The sequence below is a fragment of the Arthrobacter sp. 10T413_2 genome, from assembly GCF_056394205.1.
The window spans coordinates 1-8,359 of sequence record NZ_JBFTHK010000180.1; the positions used below are offsets into that span (position 1 = coordinate 1).

9 protein-coding genes are annotated in these 8,359 nt (G+C 60.2%); 5 read left to right on the forward strand and 4 right to left on the reverse strand.

Translation table 11 applies throughout. The features are described from left to right. Positions 1 to 247: 247 nt before the first annotated feature. Positions 248 to 442: a hypothetical protein gene (locus AC1DBQ_RS19500; RefSeq protein WP_476930078.1), complete on the reverse strand. Its 195-nt coding sequence runs from the start codon at positions 440 to 442 to the stop codon at positions 248 to 250. Positions 443 to 1,307: 865 nt separating this feature from the next. Further along, positions 1,308 to 1,538 carry a hypothetical protein gene (locus AC1DBQ_RS19505; protein ID WP_476930079.1) on the reverse strand — a complete coding sequence of 77 codons (231 nt, stop codon included), beginning with the start codon at positions 1,536 to 1,538 and terminating at the stop codon, positions 1,308 to 1,310. A gap of 719 nt (positions 1,539 to 2,257) precedes the next feature. On the opposite strand from AC1DBQ_RS19505, the gene AC1DBQ_RS19510 reads away from it, so the two are divergent. Further along, positions 2,258 to 2,404 carry a DUF805 domain-containing protein gene (locus AC1DBQ_RS19510; protein ID WP_476930080.1) on the forward strand — a complete coding sequence of 49 codons (147 nt, stop codon included), beginning with the start codon at positions 2,258 to 2,260 and terminating at the stop codon, positions 2,402 to 2,404. Between the two features lie 68 nt (positions 2,405 to 2,472). On the opposite strand, the gene AC1DBQ_RS19515 is transcribed toward AC1DBQ_RS19510, so the two are convergent. Beyond that, the gene (locus AC1DBQ_RS19515) at positions 2,473 to 3,444 is read right to left on the reverse strand and encodes a neutral zinc metallopeptidase (protein WP_476930081.1); all 972 of its coding nucleotides are present in this window, start codon (positions 3,442 to 3,444) and stop codon (positions 2,473 to 2,475) included. A 782-nt stretch (positions 3,445 to 4,226) separates the two neighbouring features. Here AC1DBQ_RS19515 and AC1DBQ_RS19520 point away from each other — a divergent pair. From AC1DBQ_RS19520 to AC1DBQ_RS19530, 3 genes are all read left to right on the forward strand, one after another. Further along, entirely contained in the window at positions 4,227 to 4,646 is a 420-nt protein-coding gene (locus tag AC1DBQ_RS19520) for a hypothetical protein (protein ID WP_476930082.1), read from the forward strand. Positions 4,647 to 5,146: 500 nt separating this feature from the next. Continuing rightward, a complete protein-coding gene (locus tag AC1DBQ_RS19525; RefSeq protein ID WP_476930086.1) occupies positions 5,147 to 5,248 on the forward strand; it encodes an RtcB family protein in 102 nt (33 codons plus the stop codon). Between the two features lie 34 nt (positions 5,249 to 5,282). After that, a complete protein-coding gene (locus AC1DBQ_RS19530) occupies positions 5,283 to 5,456 on the forward strand; it encodes a PIN domain-containing protein (protein WP_476930083.1) in 174 nt (57 codons plus the stop codon). Positions 5,457 to 5,663: 207 nt separating this feature from the next. On the opposite strand, the gene AC1DBQ_RS19535 is transcribed toward AC1DBQ_RS19530, so the two are convergent. Further along, on the reverse strand, positions 5,664 to 6,365 hold the full coding sequence (locus AC1DBQ_RS19535; protein ID WP_476930084.1) for a DUF6994 family protein: 702 nt from the start codon (positions 6,363 to 6,365) through the stop codon (positions 5,664 to 5,666). An 857-nt stretch (positions 6,366 to 7,222) separates the two neighbouring features. Between AC1DBQ_RS19535 and AC1DBQ_RS19540 the strand changes: the two genes are divergently transcribed. Next, positions 7,223 to 8,242: a ferric reductase-like transmembrane domain-containing protein gene (locus tag AC1DBQ_RS19540; protein ID WP_476930085.1), complete on the forward strand. Its 1,020-nt coding sequence runs from the start codon at positions 7,223 to 7,225 to the stop codon at positions 8,240 to 8,242. The last annotated feature ends 117 nt before the right edge of the window (positions 8,243 to 8,359 follow it).

An 8,359-nucleotide genomic window follows, 5' to 3' on the forward strand; every position in this document is an offset into this window, starting at 1 on the left:
AACAACACCGGCATCAAGCACATCAAACGCACTGCCCGCGGATACCGGAACCCGGCCAATTACAAATCGATTATTCTCATGAGAAGTGCCGTCCGGACGGCGGCATGACACTCATCCGGGATTCGCTTCCCCATGAACCGTGAAGAGCCAGGTATCGGAGATGCCTGCCTCGATGTGCTGAACGGTGCGAAAKATGCTCGCCGGCTCAAGGAGCTTCCGGGCTCCAATGCTTCAACGGTTGGCCTCGCTATGGCCTCTGGCGGCGCGTCTTCAAGTAGACGACTCCCAGCACTACAACCGCCAGCAAGCCCATGTTGAGGGCCAGCCAGAAAGAGTCTGTCCAGTCACTTCGGGTATTCAGGACGAGGTTAGCGACGAAAGTCCCGGCGAAGAACAGGACGAGCGACAAGAGGCTGATCGCGATGTATTTGCGCTTGCTCAACATTTCATCCCTCCGCGCGGATGGGGAACATTGGGAACTCCTCGTAGTTACGTGGTAGCCACAGGCAAGGCTCTAGTTCAGCCAAACATGTATTGCGAAATTGAAGCTATATAAAGTACAGCGAGACCGTGTCCTATTGCCCAGGCTATGGTCTGCGACCTCTTCCCTGGAGCTCCCTTGGATATTGCTCCTTGTTGATCGATCTGGCGCTGTAAGCGCTCTGACCGCAGTGGTCTAAGACCATTGAGAACAAGCGATACCAGCAGAGCGGCGAAGGAGGCGTATGCCAGGACCGGTCGCCCCTGGAAAGACGTAAATGGAGGCAATGTGAACATGATTGCCGCTGCTGCGACCAAAGCTCCAAGGTGAACTGCCTCGAAGCCGATCTCGCCCTTCCCGCCCGGTTTGATTGCCATGCGGTGTCGCCCAGCCCAGCTGACGCTGTAGCCTGCKAGCAGGAGATATACGAATATCAATACACGAATCATTAGCAATATTTTCGCACGCAGTTGAAGGCGTCGTAACCTGCCGGGGCGAAATTGACTGCTCCCCAGACTGCGCGGGCCGTACTCTTCAGGGCCCCGTCGGCAACGTGCTTTGAATCCCAGGCAGTCCCGCGCATTACCTTGTCACATGCGGTTGCGCCACCAACGCTAAGCGCTAGGGCAGCAAGTGAGCTGCCGCATTCGCCGGCGCTGTTGTCTATCGCGCAATCCTTGATGGCGCCAGTGTTGTCAGCCAGGCTTACTCGTTGGCGGCTACGCCGGCGACGCAGATCAGCAAGACATTCCAACGGCGTCCACTCGCGAACAACCCGCTGGCGTAAGACATCACGTCTTGCGTGGACTATAGCTTGATGGTTTGTCTATTGACCCGTGAGGAATCCAAGAACCAGAAATCCGAGGCCCAGCACTGTGATGCCGGTGCCAAGAGTCCGCACGCGCTTGAACTTCTTAGCCTTGTAGGCTTCACCTTCGGCGCCCGATTTGAGAAACAGGTTGCCACTCGTTGCCACCCGGGCTATCCAACTTGAGATCAACGAAATGATAAGCCCCATTGCGCTGAAGACAATCCCCATGAATAGCGCTGGTGTCATAATGGTTCCTTCGGCCCCTGAAACTGAGTGAATAGCCGCCCCGAACCCGGCGCCAACTCCGGCTCACCGCCGGTCGGGATGAAGCCGTCGCGATGGAGGCCGTTCAAGACATGTTTCCTTCCTCAGTTACGGCGACTTCATACCCTCATTGCCGGGGCGCCCCTTGGAGCGCAATTTATATATGACGCCTGCCGCGACGATGGCTATCAGCGAACCAGCAAGTACAAATCCACCCGTTCCAGGGTCCGGGACGGCGACGATCGTCCCTGCTATGAAATGGAGCACCACGATTTGGGGCCAGGACATTATGAGATTMTTTCGCACCGCGATCCTATCTATTCATCGACAGACACGTGGTCTAATTTCCTCGCTTGCGCTCCAGCTGCTGTGCGATAAGACGAATGGATACGCCCACACCGATTCCTATAGGAACCAAGTAGAGCACGCCAGACCGGGGGTAAAGCTGACCCACAAAGGCGCCGACTACCGCCGCGGAAACGATGACGGCGAGGATAGTGAGCGTCAGCTTCCGATCAGTCATTGTCACTTGACCTGTCCGCCGGCCGACCCCTKAAACCTCGTTGCTCCGTGCTTTCCCCCACAAACATCGACGCCCCCAATGTCAACGAAAAGTTCTAGGCGTCACGCTAAGCCGGTCACGGCGTTCTTGGATAGGTGAGACGGCTTGAAAGTTTTAGTCACATGGACCGGCTGTACCTGTGACAGTCCGGCGCCTCCACGACGCGAACTACAGCGGTTGGATGATCCTCCTTGGACTGGTCCCCTTCGTCGGCGGCATCATCCTGCTCGTCTTCACCGTCATGGAACCCAAGCCCGAGGGCCAGCGCTTGGACGTCCCTTCCTGACAAGGAGCTGGACCAGAAGGCCCCCGGCGCGATGCGCCGGCGGCCTTCCTTTGCCTGATAGGCGCTGGTCAGTATGAGTCCAGCAGCCAGGGGTCACAGCTGGCGGGCACACCGGAGTTGTACCCGGTCATGAAGGCAGCGTGCCGCTGCATAGGAGTGCCGTGGTGGCCGCGCGAGCTGGTGTTGTAGTCGCCCACCAGCATCGTTGCCTGGATGGCCTCCTCGATGTCACCGGCCTCAAGGATTCCCTCGTAGTACGCCGAGTTAGCCCACACACCGGCCCAACAATCCGCGTGGAGCTCCGTTTTGTAGACGGGGTAGTTCAGATCCGCCGGCGGAAGGGGAACGATGCCCAGCTCGGTTTGCACGTTGTGGGCATATTCATGGGCCACGGCCATGGCCACCGAGAAGTCCCCGGACAAATTCGTAGCAGCTTCAGTGTTCCCTTGMGCCCTCAGCTCCCCATTCCAGATCTTGGTTGCAATGGCCTGGGAGAACACAATGCTGTCATCGAGCGGGCAATAGTACGCATCATCATCAGTTGTCGGCGCGTTGTTGTCGCAGGCATTCTGCACGGACTCGCCAGGGGCTGGGAACACCACGTTCACGTAGGGCGCCGGGAGGCCAGCCGCTTGCAGGACCTTCGTCCAGTACTTGTCGACGTCCGTCGCAACCATCGTCATGAACGCTGACATGGTTGCCCGCGAATTCCCTGTGGAACGGAGTTGTGCGCCCTGGCCAGCGCGTGGCTGTTGCGGAAGCTGCGTCGTKGCCGGGACGGGTGCGGCCGGGTCCGGGGTACCCGGCGGCGTCACCATGGCCTCGTATGAAGGACTCGCCGACGACGCCCCCGGGGACGCCGACGACACAGACGGGGTAGCGGAAGCTGAACTCGCAGTGGGCGTCGGACCCGATGCCGGCGCGGACGCTGGACCTTGAGCCGTCAGCCCTGACGAGCACGACGTGCAGGCCAGTACGGATATAACGACCACGGAGAGGGCGATTCTAGGTGCTTTCATGGTGTCCCGTTTCTCATGCATTAACTGCTGGATACGAGGCGACCCCACCCAAAGTCGTCGATACCGACACGTGATATGTCGGATTTATGGAGTGATGCTCCCGACAATACGCCGGTGGGTCCCGGATTGCACTGGTTCGACCTGACKAAGTCGACGAATTTCGCCGGAATGCTGGATTTGTGAACACGACCGAGGCGGTCCGCTAATCGAGGAACGGCTCCCACATGGCGCGCATCGTTTCCGCGCGGYCGGCKAGCCAGGCCCGGACAGCGAGTTCGTCTGCCGGTGTGACCTTGATCCGGACGGACTTGTTGTACGGACTGCCCTGCATCATGTTCGGTGATGCCCMCGCGGAGGCGTGCGTATTCAAGATTGATGGTATCTATTGGCGTCACTCTAGGAGCAATCGGGACGAAATGGCCGAGAGAGGGCCGGCCACCGGCGCGGAGCGTCTGCACGCGCACACACAATTGAGTTGGTCCGGCGTGGGCCGATTAAAGCTTGTGGACGACAGTCCCTTGTCATGTTTGTCCCATCAGGACTACTATCGCCTCATCCACGATCCCTATTGGGATGATGATTTGCGGGCACTGTTCCCGCCGAAACGCGCTCAATTCTTTCCTCCGAGCGCAATATGACACCTGCGAGGGGCAGGCATCAGCCGTAAAGGCTCATGCACGGACTAAATCCGGAATATTGGGGCTACCTCTCATGACCCGCTTGCATCTCAGCATTCTTGCTGCGCTGATCCAGCGTGCTCGCCATTCACGAATGGGGCGTTGTCATGATGAAAGAAGACAACGATGAGACGCAAAATCATGACAGCACTGTTCTCCATAGTGATGCTCGTTCTGGGAACGGTCGCTTTGGCTTCGCCCGCACAGGCGTCCTCGGGAGGCACGTTCTGTTTCCGGCAGCAGAATGATGACCCCTTCATGAACAAACCCGTGTCCCTTGAGCTGAGTGCAGATGGGAACAACTGGTACAACGTGCTCACTCTCCAGACTGATGAGAGCGGATGCGGCTGGTACACCCTGACGGGCGACTACACGCAGTACTACGTCCGCGTCACAGCAGACTGGTGKTGGACGGGCATCAATGGGGAACTTCGTCAACACTGGACCGGGTTCACAATTGCCGGTTCACCGGGGACTCAGTATGACTCGCTGGGGAGCAACATTGTCATCTGCGCAAGCGTAGATGAAACATCCCCATGCTACTGACCGCTATCTTCCAACCGGGATTTCGATGAGGAGAGAAGATCACCGTGCTCCGAAAGATCACCACCGCACTCTCTGCTTTGGCTTTGGTCATACTTGGTTCGATTGCCATCGCCCCGTCAGCTAACGCAGCATCAGGGGGAAGTTACTGCTTTCAATACGAGACAAACGGGTACCCGTACGACACTTAGCCCGTCTACATTCAGTTCAGCGATGACATGGTGAACTGGAACACTGCCCTGATAATGAACACGGACAGCAGTGGCTGCGGCGCGTTCTATGTGTATGGCGATGACATCTACAGGTACGTGCGCGCTGTCGCGAGGCAAGAAGTGCGTACGAGCCTCGGTGGCATTGCCGCCGTCTGGTCAGGTTCGTCCCCGCTCTACGGAAATCCGGGGAACGCAGCCCCAAGCCTCGGGACTGGGGTAGTCACATGCGTGTCGCGGAGTGTATACCCATGCTTCTAGTCACGCAGCTAATAGACTTGGGCTAGAGGCAAAATCCCCGGCGCGTACAAAGACCTCCACAGCGTCATCGACGCGCAGAGGGACCTCGTGGACATYGTCCAGCACCTGCGGACCATGCTCTGCGTTAAGGGCTAGACCACCGCGACGGCGAAGGCCGCCCCTGGGACGCATGTCGGTCGATKGGACCCAGAAGGGCGTGGACCTTAAAATGGGCCTAGACCTCGTCGGCGTCGCCCGCAATAGGGCCGTCAGCACCATTTTCCTCCTCTCCGGGGATGATGACCTGGCCGAAGCTGTCGAAGCCGCGCAGGACGCCCCGCCTCCGATGCGGTTGAGCAAATAGTCGGGCGGGAACGTCTTCACGAGCCTGGACTCCAGGGCGTCGAGGCTCGAAGTCATGGCGCCAGTCTAAGAGGAGGACGGCATCAATGGGGCGAGAGGAATCCCGGGCGCGCGAATCTCTATACAGGCGAATAACGGCGTATCCAGATTTCTGGATACGGCGTTATGGCGTTCGGCGGCGCTGGCCAGCGTCATGAACTCTAGCGCTTCAGGGCTGTTCGTCAATCCTGCGATTGCGTGCGCTGATGAAGGCGTTACTGTTTCCCAAATACTTGTGGTATTCCTTATCRTCCTTCGGAACGGCGTCCCTTGTGCTGAAGCCGCCGATCGGATGGAGGAAGGACCGGACGCTCTTGCCGTCATCCTCTAAGAGATCCTGCAGCAGGAAGAACTCGACGTACTCGCGGAAGGTCTTGAACAGGGCGAAGAAGTCCACGTATCTTGCAAGGGGCTTCGCAAGGGGATTCGGCAGCTCACCAGAATAGTGCCGACGGATGCATTCCAAGGTCAGGGCGGGGCGATCGGCGATCCTAGGGTGGAATCCGCGCGCACCATTGAGGGTCATCTGTCCGCCGATCTTGTTGCCCGGGAACACGATGGTGCTTCCGGCCGTGTAGCCAATGTACTCAGGCAGGTCGCCCTCCGGGATCGAGCGTATGACGGCCGCCGCCTTGCCGAGCAACCTGGTGGTGAAGGCCTCGCTGGCGAGGACGAATACACCGCCCCGGGCGGACCGGTGCACGAGATAAGCGCCTGGCTCGGGTCTCAGATCGAACCGTCCGCCGGAGGGCAACTCCTTGTTCCACAGCAGCTGGTGGTACCTGAGCAGTGTCGGGCTGAAGGAATCAGGGTCCTTGCCGTCCGGAGTATCTGAGTGGAAGTCAAAGGTGGTGTCAACGCCTGCAGTCATTCAGTGTGCCCCTCGTGCTMGACGCGTATCCGCGGTGATGGCATTCGCCAGTTCACGTGCGGTTAGTCGACCACAGAACGTGGTGGAGTTCTACTTTGACGCTTTCCGTGTCGCAACTCTTCTGGCTGCCTGTCCGCAGACCCCGTTCCGGGGCCGCTTTGGCGAACTCTTCAGCGCAAGCTGCGCCCACGGGCCGGGCCTCCGCGACGTCGGGACTCGGCCACGAGCGCGCCCGCCAACAGCTGGAGCGCTTGCTGGCGCCATCGTTAGTCATGGCTTCGGCCCGACAAGCGCAGCGGGCGGATGTGCCTATTAATTTCGCCAACTAGGTCAGTCAGCCGACATGGGCAGTAGTCCACCAAAACCGCGGAATCGCGGTGGTCCGCATCTGGCGCTTTTCGCCAAGTGCCCTTGGGTCTCACACTCGCTCGTCCGTGAGATGTCGACTTAATTGTAAGAATAGCTTCCTATTTGGAAGAAACGCATCGTCTGTCTAGTTGGAAGTCTTCCAAGTAGCTGCCACTAAATCGGGCCCTGCACGGTAAATCGTGCAGGGCCAGATTTGTGAGCACTCAGCAGCCCATGGCTTGATGAGACCGCGCAGGGAGTTGGGTTCAGCGGAGTTTTAGGAGTGCGGGCATCGGGCACGCCGGTCGCGCGGTTCTATGCCGACAACGGGCGATGCCATGCGGACGGCATCCAACAAGGGGATCCCGGCACAGCCACCGCCCATGCTGGTGTCTGGTTCTCCGCGCCGCCCGTGGCTGGCCTAGGATGACGGCTAGGCGGTGCTGCTCGAGCAAGCCGTGATGAAGGAGCCGAGATTCTTGGTAGTTCCGCAGCCTGGAGCCAAACCGTTGACGTCACTCCCGGGCGTGTCCCTGCGGCGCGTGGGCCCCACGGTGATCATCATCCTCGCGGCAGCCTACGCCCTGTATTGGCTCCTGGTCCGTCCCGCGGGGGAACCTCCCGCCGGATACGTCGGCCAGCTCTTCGGCGGGGAGTCGATACTGCTGCTCTCCATCGCCCTGGTCTTGATCAGCACCCTTCCGCAGGTGGAGCACGTGTTCGGCGGGATTGACCACGCAGCCATCTGGCACCGGCGTGCCGCCATCACCGGGACCGTCCTCCTGCTTCCGCACATCGAGCTGGCAGCCAACCCCGAGGCGACCAGCGTGGGGAAAACCCTTGCCGTCATCGGGATCTCCGGGCTCGCGGCCCTGGTGGCCTGGGCCATCCTGCCGCGCTGGCGGACCATGGTCCCCGCGCGGGTGCGCGACCTGGTCCTTGGCCTCGGAAGCGCCCGGCCGGTCCGCCTGGTGGCCCGCCTGCTGGGTGGTTACGAGCGCTGGCGTGGCTTCCACCGGTTGACGGGAATATTCGTTGCGGCCGGGTTCTTCCACGGACTGCTGGACGCCAGCGCGTTCGACGCCGCCCCCGGGCTACGGTGGAGTTTCGTGGCCATCGGCGGCGTCGGGCTGGCGTTCTACGCCTACCGGGAGCTCCTGGCGCGCCGCTTCCTGCCGCACCACGACTACCAGGTGGACCAGGTCAAAGCGGTGGCCCCTGATCTGGTGGAGCTGAGCCTTGCACCGCTCGGCAAACCGCTGGACTTCCGGCCTGGCCAGTTCGCCATGATCTACCTGGAAACCAAGCAGGGCTGGCAACGCCATCCCTTTTCCATGTCCGGTTCGGCCCGGGACCCGCACCTGCGTATCACCGTCAAGGCGCTCGGGACCACACAACAAGGCTTCCTGACGTGGTGCAGCCCGGAATGCCGGCGGTGGTGGGCGGGCCCTATGGCCGGTTCGACAGGCACAAGGGAACGGAACACCAGGTCTGGATTGCCGCCGGTGTGGGAATCACACCGTTCCTGAGCTGGCTGCGGTCCCTGGAGGGGGACCTGCGGGAGTCAGTCCACTTTATTGTCACGTCGGCAGGACCGTCCCCGTTCGCCGCGGAAATCACATCCATCGCGAAGGACTACCCAAGCC